The following is a 13,697-nucleotide window of genomic DNA, read 5'->3' on the forward strand; positions in this document are numbered from 1 at the left end:
GGTCTGTTAAGCATTGAATCTTCAAGGAGCAAGGCTGCCCCATGGATTATTTCGGACCGCATGTATTCGGTTATCTGATCGCACTGTTGCACACACTGGGCTCGATCGCCGCCATCCATGCCGTGTTGACCGTTCGGACCGCTCAGGGCTCGATCGCCTGGGCCCTGTCACTGCTGTTCATTCCCTACCTCACGCTGATCCCCTATCTGGTCTTCGGTCGCAGCACCTTCGATGGTTACATCAAGGCCCGACGGCAAGCCAACGAGGAAATGCGCAAGGCCATCTCCGAACTGAACTGGCGCCCCTGGGTAGAAGAGGCACTGGCTGCGCGTGCCTCCAGCGCTTACGCGTCTTTGCGGGCCATGCCGAAGCTGGGGCGCATGCCATGCCTGGCAAACAACGATGTGCGCTTGCTGATCGACGGCCAAGCCACGTTCGATGCAATTTTCGACGCCATCAGCAACGCCCGTGAAGCGGTGCTTATCCAGTTTTTCATTATCCACGATGACCGCATCGGCCAACGCCTGCACACCCTGCTGACGAAGAAAGCCGCCGAGGGCGTGGCGATTTACTTGCTCTACGACCGCATCGGCAGCCACTCCCTGCCCCACGAGTATGTGCAACCATTGCGAGATGCCGGTATCGAGGTCAAAGCCTTCGCCACCCGCAGCGGCTGGCTCAACCGCTTCCAGGTGAATTTCCGCAACCACCGCAAGATCGTAGTCGTCGACGGGCTTGTCGGATTTGTCGGCGGGCTCAATGTCGGCGACGAGTACATGGGCGAGAAACCACCCCTGGCGCCCTGGCGCGATACCCACGTGCAAGTTCGCGGGCCGGTGGTGGCCTGCATGCAGGAGTCCTTCGCCGAAGACTGGTTCTGGGCGGCCCGTTCGCTGCCGCCACTGATCCTGCCAGACGTTTATCCAGATGACGGCGTGCTCTGCCAATTACTGGCCAGCGGCCCGGCGGACTCCTACGAAACCTGTTCGCTATTCTTCGTCGAAGCCATCCATGCGGCGACGGAACGCGTGTGGATCACCAGCCCTTACTTCATCCCCGACGAAGCGGTGTTCGCCGCGTTGCGACTGGCGGTGCTGCGCGGTGTGGATGTACGGATTCTGTTGCCATCGCGGCCGGATCACCGGATCGTCTACGCCGCTTCCAGCCTTTATGCTTTCGAAGCCGTACGCGCCGGGGTGCGCGTGTTCCGTTATCAACCCGGCTTCCTGCATCAGAAAGTGGTGCTGATCGACGACGAGATCAGCGCCATCGGCAGCGCCAACATGGACAACCGTTCGTTCCGGCTGAATTTCGAAGTGATGCTGCTGACGGTCGACAGCGGGTTTGCCGCCGAAGTGGAGCAGATGCTCAACAACGATTTCGCCCAGGCCCACGAAATCGCCAAAGAAGAAAGCCGGGAGACCCACCGCCTGCAACAGGTCGGCATGCGGATCGCCCGGCTTATTTCGCCGATTCTCTAGTTGTAGATGTCGTCGCGGGTCCACGGCAGTTCATGGCTGCCATCGGGATGGGCTTTCACCGCGAGGATTTGATGCAGGTTGATCCAGCCTCTGGCGAAGGCATAGGCGCATCCCGCCAGATACAACCGCCAGATCCGTAGTGCCTGCTCCGGTACCAGTTTGGCGGCGGCTTCCAGATTGTCTTCCAGGCGTTCGCTCCAGTGGTCCAGGGTCCGCGCGTAATGCAGGCGCAGGCTCTCGACATCGACAATCTCCAGCCCCGCTTCGCTGATCTCGGCCGAGATCATCGCCAGGTGCGGCAGTTCGCCGTTGGGGAACACATACTTCTCGATGAACTCACCAGCACCGCGCCCGACCGGACGACCGTCGGTGTGTTTGGCGGTAATCCCGTGGTTCATCACCAGACCGCCCTCTTTCACCGCGCCGAACAAGGTCTTGCAGTATTCGGCCAGATTGGCGTGGCCGACGTGTTCGAACATGCCGACGCTGACCACCTTGTCGAATCGCCCGTCCTGAGGCAGATCGCGGTAGTCGAGCAGTTGCAGTTCGATCTGGTCTTCCAGGCCTTCGGCTTTCACCCGCTCACGAGCCAAATCCAATTGCGCTTGACTGAGCGTGATCCCGAACACCTTCGCGCCGAACTCCCGCGCGGCATACCGCGCCAACCCGCCCCAGCCGCAACCGACATCCAGCAGATACTCCCCTGGCTGCAAGCGCAACTTGCGGCACAGGTGGCGAAACTTGGCTTGTTGAGCCTGCTCAAGGGTTTCACTGCCGGTCTCGAAGTAGGCGCAGGAATACGCCATGTCGCTGTCGAGCCACAGCTGATAGAACTCGTTGGAAAGGTCGTAGTGGTAGGAGATGGCTTTGGCGTCGGTTTCCTTGTCGTGAACCAGGCGCACCGGTTGCGCATCGTCGTCTTCGCTGATCAGCGCCTGACTCCATTCATCGCAGACACGAATCACGTCGCTGATGGAGCCTTCGAGCTCCAGTTTGCCTTCGACAAACGCCGCCCCCAGCGCGTCCAGGCTCGGATGGGTGAACTGGGTAACCATGTGCGGGTCCTTGACCACAATGGTGACGCTGGGCGTCGGCCCCAGGTTGAACTCATGGCCGTCCCAGAGTCGCAAGCGAAGCGGTAACTGCAGATTCTGTAAGGCCGGTGGAAGTTGCGCGAGCATGGATAATCCCCCTGATTTTCAGACGTCTGATTTGAGGGTAGTCCATCCTTGAAAAATAGCCGGCTATCGATTTAATAGCTGCTCTCTATGATTCGAGGCTGCAACCAACCGTCCTGAACCCACTGTTTCAGCCATGTAACAGCCTGAAGGGGTGCATCCTCACCACAGATGACTGCTAATTCGGAGCACAGTTCAGCGAAATCCCAGTCGCCCTGAAACAAGCCGTTTAGAGCTGCCGCCTCCGCAGGTTCCAGGCTGCGGTAATGACAAACCAGCCCCGCTCTCCAGATCACCAATACTTGGGGCGCCCCTAACGCTGCACTACCGGGGAACCCGGTTTTATCCTTCACTGCCCGCCACAACGCAACACTGTTGAAAGCACACTCAAGCCATTGCACAGAGGGGCTGGGGCTGACCCGCAACGTCGGCCAGTCTTCAGGCTTCAGGGCGGCCATGTCCAGTATTGTCAGCGGCGCGCCTTCAGGCGCGTCGAACGCCAGCGTGAATGCCCACTCAAGTGCCGCCAACTCCCCCAGCGCTGCACTTTGCTCTGGCACTAAATGCTGTCGAATAAACGACTCGAACCCTTCACCCAGCCACCTCAGGCTGTAATGAACAGACGGACACTGGCGAATGTAAGCCGCCGCGAGCTGCTCGAATTCATCGTCACCCAGCCAATGCCAAATGACCGGATAGTCGCCGCGCAGAACTTCCTGAAGCCTTGCCTGATAGGCGTTGTGATAGATCGCCAGCCCGGTGCTCACATCCAGTGTCGGCCCCCCCATAAGACTCGCGCCTAGCGCGGTATCGGCTGCTGTCTGCTCACCCAGCAGATACGTTTCAAAGGCCAGCTGCCAGTCGTTCAGGCGCATCTCAGTCTCCGGGTCAACACGCTATCACCCAATGCACGGGCCTTTTGCAACTCGGTAAGTAGCTCTTCAAAAGGCGGGAAATGATCATCGCGTTCCAGCAGTGTCGCGACTGGCCCGAGGTGTTCCAGGGTTTGTTGATAGAGCGCCCAGACCGGATCACTCACCGGCTGGTCATGGGTGTCGATCACGTAATCGCCGTGGTCGCTGTGGCCAGCCAGGTGCAACTGTCGAACCTTTTTGGCCGGCAGCCCTTGAATGAATGTCCACGGATCGAAGCCATGATTGCGGGAGCTGACATAGACGTTGTTGATGTCCAGCAACAGCTCGCAGTCGCTCAACCGGCTGAGCGCATCAAGAAACTCCCATTCGCTGAATTCGTCGCCAGTGCTGCGCACGTAACTGGAGACGTTTTCCAGCACCAGCGGACGCTGCAATACGTCCTGAACCTGCCGTACTCGGCCGGCCACGTAATAAAGACTTTCTTCGGTGTAGGGCAGCGGCAACAAATCATGGAGTTGATGGGCGTTGCCACGGCTCCAGCACAAGTGATCGGAGATCCATGCCGGTTCAACTCGCTCCGCCAGAAGTTTCAGCTGTTGCAGATACTGCGGATCGAGGGCATGAGGACCGCCAATAGACAGCGATACGCCATGCATCACTACGGGATACCGTTCGGCAATGGCGTCCAGGTAGTACAGGGCCTTGCCGCCCTGGACCATGAAATTTTCCGAGACCACTTCAAACCAGTCCACGGCTGGCGACTGTTCAAGAATCTGTTGGTAGTAGGCACTGCGCAAACCCAGGCCGTAGCCCAGACAAGAAAGGGAAGCAGACATTTTGCGGACTCCTCGCAAAGTGCCGCAGTGGCAAGAGAGCCACCGCGACGGCATTCGGCAGTCAGTTATTCGCCGACTTTTCCATCTGCCTTCATGCATTCGGCCTGAGTCATTGCCTTGAAGCCATGCCCTTTGCAGACAGCCTGACCTTTGCAGGCGTTTTCGGCTGTCTTGCAGTCATTCATGCCTTTGCACGATGTCACGCCGTAGCAGTGAACCTGTGCAGCGTCGGCGGCCTGAGCCTGAGTGGCAACACCTGCGAACATTGTTGCAGCGGCAAAGGCGAGAGCGGCACCGGCGGTGGCGGTTTTGAAGTTCATTTGTATATCCTCAGTAATCGTCAGGGGTGTCGGCTGGAAGGTTGTTCAGTCCCGACACAGCACTAGAGAGCGCTGCCCTGACGGCGTTACAGAGGCGATGAAAAAACTTTTCGCCTCGCTCAAACCTCATCTTTGAGCTTGAGCAAAGGCTCCTGAAAACGCAGCAAACGCCCAGCATTACCGAGCACCAATAACGTACTCAAGTTGTGCAACAGCGCGGCAATCATCGCCCCGGCCGCGCCCAGCCAGCCGAATGCGGCAAAGGCGACAATCGCCAGGGTCCAGCCCAGACCGATGATTACGTTCACCTGTAAAGTCTGCCGGCATTGGCGACTCAAGCGCACACAGGTTCCGAGCCGGCGCAGGTCGCTGCCGATCAGTACGATATCGGCCGAGGCCAGCGCGATGTCCGCACCGCCCGCGCCCATGGCCACGCCGACCACACCGGCCTTCAGCGCCAGGGAATCGTTGATGCCGTCTCCCACCACCATCGGCCGGAAACCGCTGTCGATTTCTTTCAACACACGATTGAGTTTGTCCTCGGGCAAGGCCTGGGCTTCGACATCGCTGATGCCCACATCCCGGGCCAGCGTATGAGCCACGCTTTGTCGATCCCCGGTCAGCAACAACTGACGACCCAGGCCCAGTTCACGCAACTCGCTCAGGGCAAACCGCGCCTCGGGTTTGACGCTGTCGGCGAGCAACAGCCAAGCGAGAAATTCACCGTTGAGTGCCAGCCCCGCAATCGGGCCATCGTGGCCGGGAACAGCTGAGGTGACGATGCCCAATTGCGCGAACAGCTCCGGACGACCGAGGGCCGCTTCGCCCTGCTCCGTCATCGCCACGACACCCAGCCCCTGACGCTCGCGGATGTCGGAGAGCAGCAGAAAATGTTCCTGAGTGACCAACCCGGCCAACGCGCGGCTGACCGGGTGGCTGCTGGCAGAGCCAAGGCTGGCGGCGAGTTTCAGTACGTGACTGCGATCTTTCAGCGGACTGTCGATCGATTGCAGGCGCAAGGTGCCGAACGTGAGGGTTCCGGTCTTGTCGACCACCAACGACGTCAGGTCAGCCAATTCTTCGAGGAACGCCGAGCTGCGAATCAGAATCCCGTGCCGAGCTGCGACCGCCACCCCGGCAATCGCCGTGGCCGGTGCCGACAACACCAGTGCGCAAGGACAGGCCGCCACCAACACCGCAAGCATCGCCTGGGCATCGTTGGTGACGAACCAGGTTACGGCAGCCAGCAGCAACACCAGCACCATGTAACTGCCGGCGTAGCGTTCGAGCAAACGGGTGATCGGCGGCTTGGAGCGTTCGGCGTTTTGCATCAACGCGATGACTTTACCCAGTGTCGACTCGTGACCGGTGCGGGTCACTTCAATGCGCAAGAGGCCATCAAGGTTGATCGCTCCGCCGAACACCGGCATGCCCACAACGGCCTCTATGGGCACCGACTCACCGGTGATCGATGCAGTGTCGAGGCTCGCCTGACCGGACAACACCCGACCATCGGCCGGCACGCGATCACCCGCACGCACCTCCACCAGGTCGCCGGCCTTGAGTGTGCCGTTATCGACTTCAACGATAGCGCCGTCAGCCTGAATCTTGCGCGCATGGCTGCGGGTCAGTTTGCCGAGGGCATGAATCGCTTCCTGTGAGCCGATCACGCTGCGCTCTTCCAGCACATGGCCGAAGATCATGATGATCGGCAGCAGTGCCGCAGTCAGCAGATCGCCAGTGGCCCAAGCGCCGAGCATGGCGAGGGCAATCAACTGATCGGTGATCCCGTGCAGGCTCGGATAACGCAGGCTGTACCACGCCGAACGCATGACCGGCACGGCCACCAGCAACGAAGCAAAACCCAGCAGCAATTGGCTGACCCCGGTCTGCTCCGGCAACAACCAGCGCCAGATCAGGCCGAGCGCAAGCAAGCCCAGCGCAAGCATGGCCAGGGTCAACTGGCGCACGGCGCTACGTTGTTCAGCCGAGGACAACATGCTCGGCGCGGCGGCGGTTTGGGCAGTCATTGTGCAGCTCCCTGAATGATCAGGCGGGAATCGTCTTTCGGATCGACCGTCGTCACCGAACCGGCCTGCCCGAGAATCTTTGGCATCCGCTCACGGTAAATACGCAGCAGCATTTGCGGGTCGGTGCCCTGCTGTTGCGCCTTGGCCAGGCTTAATACTGTGGCGGTGTCGGTGGAGGCTTTGGCCAGGCGTTCGCTGGCCTGGGCGTGAGCCACTTGCAGCGTGCGGTCGGCTTGTTCATTGGCGGACTGAGTCAGCTTCTCGGCTTCCGTGCGCGCATTGGCCACGGCCTTGTCAGCTTGCTGGCTGGCAGTTAACACGGCGTTGAACGCGCTCACTGCCGGGCCGGGCAGACTCGATTGCACATCGACCCGCGCCACTTCGATACCCAAGCCCTGCCCGGTCGCCGTCAGTTCGGCCAAGCGTTGATTGATGCCTCGCACCAGATCGCCGCGCAGACGTTCGCGACGTTCGGCAGCCTGATTGTCGGCACCGATCAGTTCCGGTCGAGCCACCAGAATGGTGTCCAGGTCTCGCGCCGCGGTGAGTGCCACGGCACTGCGCGTCACCAGTCGATCCAGAGCTGGCAACACATGCTCACCCTGAAGAACGAAGGCATAGGGCTCAGTGACTTTGTAGAACACCCGCACATCCAGCTGCACCACGCCCGCGTCACCGGTCAGCAGATAACCGGAGCCGGCGAGCGCATCGCTGAGGGGTGTGGCGAAGCTCGCCACCCGGTCGGCCTGCAACGCGGCATCGGTGCGCAGCAGATTTTCCACCCGACGCTCGATCACCCGATCCGCTGCCGGCAACAAGATCACCTGCTCAAACGGTCGTGGCCACGCCAACAGTAAGCCGGCATTTTGAATGCGATCCAGCGCGCCGAAGTGCAGCACCACGGCGCGATTCTGCGGGTCGATCTGCCGCACATTGGAAAATGCCCACGCCAAAGCAGCCAGCACGGTCACGGCGTAAAGCGCGAGAAAAGCCAAGCGCCCCGCCTGAATCCAGGGGCTGCTCAATTCATTTGTTCCACGTGGAACCAAACTCATGGCTGCGACCCGGACTTGTTATCGAGGGTCGGTGGGCCGTCAACCAACACCCGGAACGGCGCCGCATCGGTGCGCAAAATCAGTTTGGTGCCCGGAGCGACGATGGTGCCCAGGGTGTCGAGCGAACGCAGCAAATTGTAGAGCTGCGGTGAGCCTGCGTAGGCGCGGCCGTAAATCTGCGCGGCTTCGACGCGGGATTGGGCTTCGATGTCTGCAGCTTTCACCGTTGCATCGGCTTGCACAATTCGCGCATCACGCTCGGCCGCAGAACGAATTTGTGCCGCTTCACGTTTGCCAATGGCCGTGCGTTCAGTGGCGATTGTTTCACGCTCGGCGCGCATGCGATCGACCGTCGCGGTGAGTGTCACCGACGGCAGGGTCAAACGCTCGATACCGACTTGCAGCACTCGCACGCCATAGGTGGTGAGCAACTGCTGATCGATCTGCTGACGCAGCTGCGCTTCGAAATCGGCGATGTGCACCTGGTTGGCGTCGGTGTTCACCAGGTTGGCCAGGTCGAAACTGCTGGCAGTGGTTTCCAGCGCCGAGCCGACAAAGGTACGAATCTGCCGCGCGGCTTCATCGGGTTGATTCTGCACAGCGCGCATAAAGCGTTGCACGTTGTCCGGGTCGCCCTGTACCTGCCAGGCCACGTAGGCTTGCACGATGATGCGCAGACCATCGCGCGTGCCCACGTCCTGCAAACCGCTGGAGGTGGTACGCAGCCGCAGATCAACCGGAATCGCCGCCTCGAACGGCGCCGGCCAACGCCAGCCAAGACCCGGCTCCAGCAACACCCGCGATGGATTGCCAAAGCGCGTAATCACCGTGGCCTCCCCCGAGCGCACTTGCACAAGGCTTGCCGCCGCAACGGCAAAGGCCACCAGCAGCGCCGCCCAGCCCATTCGCCGCCACGGAAAAGGGCCAGCTTCGTGCGGATCACCATGGTGGTGATGGTGATGATGATGACCGTGGTGATGCCCGCCATGGCCGTGATCGTGGCCGGCGTGGTCATCGTGGTCGTGATGATCGTGAGTAGGCGTCGACTGGCTCAATGGGCGGCTCCTGGCTGAGCGGTATTACGCGACGGCGCAGGGTCAGCCGGCAGCGTGAATGTACGTAGGTCGATGGTCGGCGCATTGCTGCTGCCACCCAGACGGTGATCGAGAACCAGCAGCTTGGCGTTAGCCAGACCCTGGGTCAGTTGGCTGAGGTATTGCTCCAGTACAAAAGCCTGGCCGGCGCTGGAGTACGCCTTTCGCTCGGCGGCAAATTTCAGGTCGGCGGCCCGAGCGCTCGAGTTGATCTCATGCGCACTGGCCGTGGCTTGATCGCGAGCGATGCTGGCCTGCAATTGCGCCTGGTTGGTCGCCTCCGCTGCCGCACCGCGCTCGCGGGAGATCAATGCCTGGGCGCCAATCTGCGCTGCTTGAACGCCGTGATAAGCATTGGCAGCCCCCGCTGGCGGATGAATGGCCTCGACCACCGTGGCGAGAATTTCCACGCCGCTGTCGAGTTTTTGCAGATCCGCCTGCACGGCGCGGCCGATTTCTTCAGAGAGCCCTACCCTGTCTTCGCCGAGCAAACCGTCGAGGGTTCTTGAGGCGAAGTCATGAACCAGAATCCGGCTGGCGGTGCTGCGAATCAGCGTCGGCACGTCGGCGCTGTTGTACGTCGCGGCCAGAGCTGCCTGATCGCTCAGGCCGATGCGATAGACGAAGCGCACATCCATGTTGACGATCTGAAAGCTCTGCTTGTCGGCACGGCTGCTGGCGATGACCTGGGATTTGTCATTCACATGGCTGGCGTCCCACAAGCGATTGGCAATGGCCGGTGCCGGGCCTTCGGCAGGTTCGGCCGCGACCGGGGCCGATGCTTCGCCCACGCTGGTGGCCAACTCATGGACTACGCCGTTCTCGACGCTCAGCACGCGACCCAGCGGCCACGGCAAACCGGCGTGCAAACCGGGCCCAAACACTTCCACCGGTTTGCCGAAACGTTCGTAGATGCCCCGCCCCTGTAGCGGTATTTCATGAATGCCGGTGAGCGACCAACCGACGATTGCCACCACCGCCAGCACCGGCAAAAACGCCCGGCGCATGTAGGTGAAGGCCCAGATTTGTCGCAGGTCGATACCGAAGCGATTGTGCAACTCGTGCTGCAATGCGAGCAGGGGCTGTGGCGGCCAGCGCAACATATCGGCGACGAAGCTTCGCGCCAGCAAGGTCGGTTCAAGCTGTTCACGACGGGGGCTGAACAGTGACAACACGGCGCGCAGCAACAACTCGATGGCGACCAGCCCCGGCAACAAGCCGATCAGCACCGCCAGACGCACCGGCCAGACGGCTGTTTCGCTACCGAACAACAGACACAAGGCGCTGAGCACCAGGCCAATAATCGCGACCCGCGCCAGCTGCGCCAACGACCCGGCTTCAGGCCATTGGGCGACATTTTCCTGCGCCAGTTGCCGCTCCAGCACCAGCAAACCGAACGCCAGCAGCAACGACAACGCCGCGCCGACACTGGCCGATAATCCCAACGCAGCGGGTGGCAAAGCGAGGTTCCAGACCTGCTCGATGCTGTACAAACTCAACAACGCCCAGCCGCCAAGCCAGAGCGTCGGTGCACCGATCTGCCCAAGCAACCGCAGCCAACGCTGACTGATGCCGTCCAGCAACCGCTCGTACCAACCTTCGGCGACAACGACTTCTTCGGTGATAGCCACCGGCACCAACACTGATGGATTCATCGCTCGTGCGCGCCACTGCGTTATCCACCAGGCCGACTGCAGGCCGGCGACCAGCACCAGCAAACCGGCGCCCTGATTGACCAGCAACGCGGGCCAGAGCGACTGCGGTGCAAACAGCCCGACAAAAAACGCCAGCACCAGCCCTGCGGCCGACAAGGCCCCCAAACCGATTGCCCATTGGCGTAATCGACGTCCTTGAACGACCGCCTGCTGAAAGCGCGGCAGCCCTGCTATCTGTGCCCCATCGCCATCGAGATCGACTTGCATACCACCCCAGCCATTACTCACATCACAATTCGTTACGATATAACGAAAATGGTGAAATTTTCGTCCTGAATCGTTCTATCTAAAAACGCTGAACCTGTCGCCAAGCTGAAGCCTTGACCGAAATGGTGAGAAACGCACATATTACGTTCGTAATTTTTATTGAAGACTACTTTTTATCGATCCCGCCCCTCTCAATCCAGGAGTTGCACCATGAGCACCTATGACGTCGTGATTCTGGGCGCCGGCCCCGGCGGTTACAACGCAGCGATCCGCGCCGGGCAGTTGGGCTTGAAAGCGGCATGCGTGGAAGGTCGCGCCACCCTCGGCGGGACCTGCCTGAACGTCGGTTGCATGCCGTCCAAGGCATTGCTGCATGCCTCCGAGCTCTACGACGCGGCCATGGGGGCGGAATTCGCCAACCTCGGGATCGAGGTCAAACCTGTGCTCAACCTGGCTCAAATGATGAAACAGAAGGATGAAAGCGTCACAGGGTTGACCAAGGGCATCGAGTTTCTGTTTCGCAAAAACAAGGTCGACTGGATCAAGGGGTGGGGCCACATCGACGGGCCGGGCAGCGTCACAGTGACCGACAATCAGGGTGGCAAGACCCGGCTGAGCGCCAAAGACATCATCATCGCCACCGGTTCCGAACCCACTCCCCTGCCAGGCGTGGACATCGACAACCAACGCATCCTCGACTCCACGGGCGCACTGTCGCTGGCTGAAGTACCGAAGCACCTGGTGGTGATCGGCGCTGGAGTGATCGGCCTGGAACTGGGTTCGGTATGGCGGCGCCTGGGTGCTCAGGTGACGGTCGTCGAATTTCTCGACCGGATCTGCCCGGGTGTGGATGCTGAAGCCGGTAAAACCCTGCAGCGCTCATTGAGCAAGCAAGGCATCCGCTTCAAGTTGAGTTCGAAAGTCACCAGCGCCACCTCCTCGGCGAGCGGTGTTCAACTCAGTGTCGAACCGGCCGCAGGTGGCACCGCCGAACTGCTGGAAGCCGACTACGTGCTGGTGGCTATCGGTCGTCGTCCTTATACCCAGGGCCTCGGGCTGGAGAACGTCGGCCTCGCCACCGACAAACGCGGCATGCTCGCCAACAAGGGCCACCGCACCGAGGCTGCGGGGGTCTGGGTGATCGGTGACGTCACCTCAGGGCCGATGCTCGCCCACAAGGCCGAAGACGAAGCCATGGCCTGCATCGAGCAAATCGTCGGCAAGGCTGGCGAGGTCAATTACGACCTGATCCCCAGCGTGATCTACACCAAACCGGAGCTGGCCAGCGTCGGCAAGACCGAAGAACAGCTGAAGGCCGAAGGTCGCGCCTACAAGGTCGGCAAATTCCCCTTCACCGCCAACAGCCGGGCGAAGATCAACCACGAAACCGAAGGCTTCGCCAAGGTACTGGCCGATGAGCGCACCGACGAAGTCCTCGGCGTGCACCTTGTGGGCCCGAGCGTCAGCGAAATGATTGGCGAATATTGCGTGGCCATGGAGTTCAGCGCCTCGGCCGAAGACATCGCCCTGACCTGCCATCCGCACCCTACCCGCTCCGAGGCCTTGCGCCAGGCGGCGATGAATGTGGAAGGGATGGCGACGCAGATTTAGAACGATCAAAAGATCGCGGCCAAAGACTGCGATCTTTTCGCTTTTTCAGTCAGGCAAATGCCCCAACGGCAACGCTCCCGGGGTCTTCACCGTGTGAATTGCAAAGTTGCTGCGGATGTCGCTCACGCCAGGCAATTTCAGCAATCGCCCGGTGAGGAAACGGTCATAGCCGCGCAAGTCCGGTACCACCACTTGCAGCAGAAAATCCGATTCCCCGGACACCAGAAACGCCGAAATCACCTCAGGCAATGCCGTCACGGCCAGCCGAAACGCTTCGGCTTGTTCATCGTTATGCCGTTCGACCTTGACCCCGACAAACACCGTCAGCCCAAGGCCCACTTCATCTCGATCGAGGTTGGCCTGATAGCCACGAATCACACCGGCCTCTTCCAGCATCCGGACCCGGCGCAAACAGGGCGAGGCCGACAAGCCGATCTCATCGGCCAGTTGTACGTTGCTCAGGCGTCCGTCCCGTTGCAGCGCCGTGAGGATTTTGCGGTCGTAGGCGTCCAGTTTCATGCTTTGGCAGATCCTGATGGTTCGATCATCATAAACTGGCAGGTTATGCCAAATATCGAAGCTTTAGAAGCTGACTACGCAACCACCTGCCCTGCCCCTCGGCCGTAGACTGACCCCACCAAATCGACAACGAATGGGGGGCAACATGACAGAACTCTGGCTGTTTTTCATGGCATTGACGGTGGTGTACCTGTTGCCGGGCCCGGACATGATTCTGCTGTTGCAGACCGGCGCTCGTCAGGGCAAAGGCGCGGCGCTGGCCACGGCATTGGGGCTGGGCGTGGCGCGCGGTTGTCATGTGGCATTGGCGGCATTGGGTTTGGCGACGCTGTTCAGGACTGCGCCCTGGACCTTCGACGTGGTGCGCCTGGCCGGCGCCGCGTACCTGCTCTGGATCGGCATTCAGTGCCTGCGCACCACGATGCTGCCGAGCTTGAACGGTGCAGACGCAACGACCGATAAACCACGGTGGTCGGAGGCGATCCAGCGCGGTTTGCTGACTAACCTGCTCAACCCCAAGGCGCTGCTGTTTTGCTCGGTGCTGCTGCCGCAGTTCATCAACCCTCAAGCCGGACCGGTGCTCGCGCAATTTGCGACCCTGGGCATGATGCTGGTCGGCGTCGGCTTGCTGTTCGACAGCGCCTACGCGCTGGTCGGCGCTGCGTTGGGCCGTTGGCTGCAACGCAGTCCATCGGCCCAGCGGGTACAGCAGTGGTTGTTTGGCAGCCTGTTGATTGGTTTTGCTGTGCGGCTGACCTTTGTTCAACAAGCTTGAT

General features: G+C 60.7%; 12 protein-coding genes. 3 read left to right on the top strand and 9 right to left on the bottom strand.

Going from position 1 to position 13,697, the window contains the following annotated elements:
- Nucleotides 1-41: 41 nt before the first annotated feature.
- Nucleotides 42-1,481, top strand: coding sequence for a cardiolipin synthase (gene cls / locus FFH90_RS00865; RefSeq protein WP_138866552.1), 1,440 nt, complete (start codon nucleotides 42-44; stop codon nucleotides 1,479-1,481).
- On the opposite strand, the gene cfaB is transcribed toward cls, so the two are convergent.
- The 8 genes from cfaB to hflK (FFH90_RS00905) all read right to left on the bottom strand — a co-directional run bounded on the left by cfaB (nucleotide 1,478) and on the right by hflK (FFH90_RS00905) (nucleotide 10,791).
- Nucleotides 1,478-2,662, bottom strand: a complete 1,185-nt coding sequence (cfaB, locus tag FFH90_RS00870; protein WP_111453104.1) for a C17 cyclopropane fatty acid synthase CfaB — start codon at nucleotides 2,660-2,662, stop codon at nucleotides 1,478-1,480. The genes cls and cfaB overlap by 4 nt on opposite strands.
- Nucleotides 2,663-2,733: 71 nt before the next feature.
- Nucleotides 2,734-3,534, bottom strand: a complete 801-nt coding sequence (locus FFH90_RS00875) for a DNA-binding domain-containing protein (protein ID WP_138866553.1) — start codon at nucleotides 3,532-3,534, stop codon at nucleotides 2,734-2,736.
- Nucleotides 3,525-4,370 carry a DUF692 domain-containing protein gene (locus tag FFH90_RS00880; protein WP_138866554.1) on the bottom strand — a complete coding sequence of 282 codons (846 nt, stop codon included), beginning with the start codon at nucleotides 4,368-4,370 and terminating at the stop codon, nucleotides 3,525-3,527. Before FFH90_RS00880 ends, FFH90_RS00875 begins: the two co-directional genes overlap by 10 nt.
- Before the next feature lie 65 nt (nucleotides 4,371-4,435).
- Nucleotides 4,436-4,690 (bottom strand): membrane protein, encoded by a 255-nt coding sequence (locus tag FFH90_RS00885; RefSeq protein ID WP_018927345.1) that lies wholly within the window; start codon nucleotides 4,688-4,690, stop codon nucleotides 4,436-4,438.
- A gap of 119 nt (nucleotides 4,691-4,809) precedes the next feature.
- Nucleotides 4,810-6,720: a heavy metal translocating P-type ATPase gene (locus FFH90_RS00890; RefSeq protein WP_138866555.1), complete on the bottom strand. Its 1,911-nt coding sequence runs from the start codon at nucleotides 6,718-6,720 to the stop codon at nucleotides 4,810-4,812.
- On the bottom strand, nucleotides 6,717-7,775 hold the full coding sequence (hflK, locus tag FFH90_RS00895; protein WP_138866556.1) for a protease modulator HflK: 1,059 nt from the start codon (nucleotides 7,773-7,775) through the stop codon (nucleotides 6,717-6,719). The genes FFH90_RS00890 and hflK (FFH90_RS00895) overlap by 4 nt, the downstream gene beginning before the upstream one ends.
- Nucleotides 7,772-8,830, bottom strand: a complete 1,059-nt coding sequence (hflC, locus tag FFH90_RS00900) for a protease modulator HflC (protein ID WP_138866557.1) — start codon at nucleotides 8,828-8,830, stop codon at nucleotides 7,772-7,774. The genes hflK (FFH90_RS00895) and hflC overlap by 4 nt, the downstream gene beginning before the upstream one ends.
- On the bottom strand, nucleotides 8,827-10,791 hold the full coding sequence (gene hflK / locus FFH90_RS00905) for a protease modulator HflK (RefSeq protein WP_138866558.1): 1,965 nt from the start codon (nucleotides 10,789-10,791) through the stop codon (nucleotides 8,827-8,829). Before hflK (FFH90_RS00905) ends, hflC begins: the two co-directional genes overlap by 4 nt.
- A gap of 210 nt (nucleotides 10,792-11,001) precedes the next feature.
- Between hflK (FFH90_RS00905) and lpdA the strand changes: the two genes are divergently transcribed.
- On the top strand, nucleotides 11,002-12,402 hold the full coding sequence (lpdA, locus tag FFH90_RS00910; RefSeq protein WP_018927339.1) for a dihydrolipoyl dehydrogenase: 1,401 nt from the start codon (nucleotides 11,002-11,004) through the stop codon (nucleotides 12,400-12,402).
- Nucleotides 12,403-12,447: 45 nt separating this feature from the next.
- Here the strand turns inward: lpdA and FFH90_RS00915 are convergent, their stop codons facing one another.
- A complete protein-coding gene (locus FFH90_RS00915) occupies nucleotides 12,448-12,921 on the bottom strand; it encodes an Lrp/AsnC family transcriptional regulator (protein ID WP_138866559.1) in 474 nt (157 codons plus the stop codon).
- 145 nt (nucleotides 12,922-13,066) lie between these two features.
- On the opposite strand from FFH90_RS00915, the gene FFH90_RS00920 reads away from it, so the two are divergent.
- Nucleotides 13,067-13,696 (top strand): LysE family translocator, encoded by a 630-nt coding sequence (locus FFH90_RS00920; protein ID WP_138866560.1) that lies wholly within the window; start codon nucleotides 13,067-13,069, stop codon nucleotides 13,694-13,696.
- The last annotated feature ends 1 nt before the right edge of the window (nucleotide 13,697 follow it).

It is taken from the genome of Pseudomonas sp. ATCC 43928, from assembly GCF_005938665.2.
Lineage (GTDB): Bacteria > Pseudomonadota > Gammaproteobacteria > Pseudomonadales > Pseudomonadaceae > Aquipseudomonas.

Coding starts and splice junctions, on each gene's coding strand:
- cls (WP_138866552.1), top strand. CDS start 42: ATGGATTATTTCGGACCGCATGTATTCGGTTATCTGATCGCACTGTTG.
- FFH90_RS00880 (WP_138866554.1), bottom strand. CDS start 4,370: ATGTCTGCTTCCCTTTCTTGTCTGGGCTACGGCCTGGGTTTGCGCAGT.
- lpdA (WP_018927339.1), top strand. CDS start 11,002: ATGAGCACCTATGACGTCGTGATTCTGGGCGCCGGCCCCGGCGGTTAC.
- cfaB (WP_111453104.1), bottom strand. CDS start 2,662: ATGCTCGCGCAACTTCCACCGGCCTTACAGAATCTGCAGTTACCGCTT.
- FFH90_RS00890 (WP_138866555.1), bottom strand. CDS start 6,720: ATGACTGCCCAAACCGCCGCCGCGCCGAGCATGTTGTCCTCGGCTGAA.
- FFH90_RS00915 (WP_138866559.1), bottom strand. CDS start 12,921: ATGAAACTGGACGCCTACGACCGCAAAATCCTCACGGCGCTGCAACGG.
- FFH90_RS00885 (WP_018927345.1), bottom strand. CDS start 4,690: ATGAACTTCAAAACCGCCACCGCCGGTGCCGCTCTCGCCTTTGCCGCT.
- FFH90_RS00875 (WP_138866553.1), bottom strand. CDS start 3,534: ATGCGCCTGAACGACTGGCAGCTGGCCTTTGAAACGTATCTGCTGGGT.
- hflK (WP_138866556.1), bottom strand. CDS start 7,775: ATGAGTTTGGTTCCACGTGGAACAAATGAATTGAGCAGCCCCTGGATT.
- hflK (WP_138866558.1), bottom strand. CDS start 10,791: ATGCAAGTCGATCTCGATGGCGATGGGGCACAGATAGCAGGGCTGCCG.
- FFH90_RS00920 (WP_138866560.1), top strand. CDS start 13,067: ATGACAGAACTCTGGCTGTTTTTCATGGCATTGACGGTGGTGTACCTG.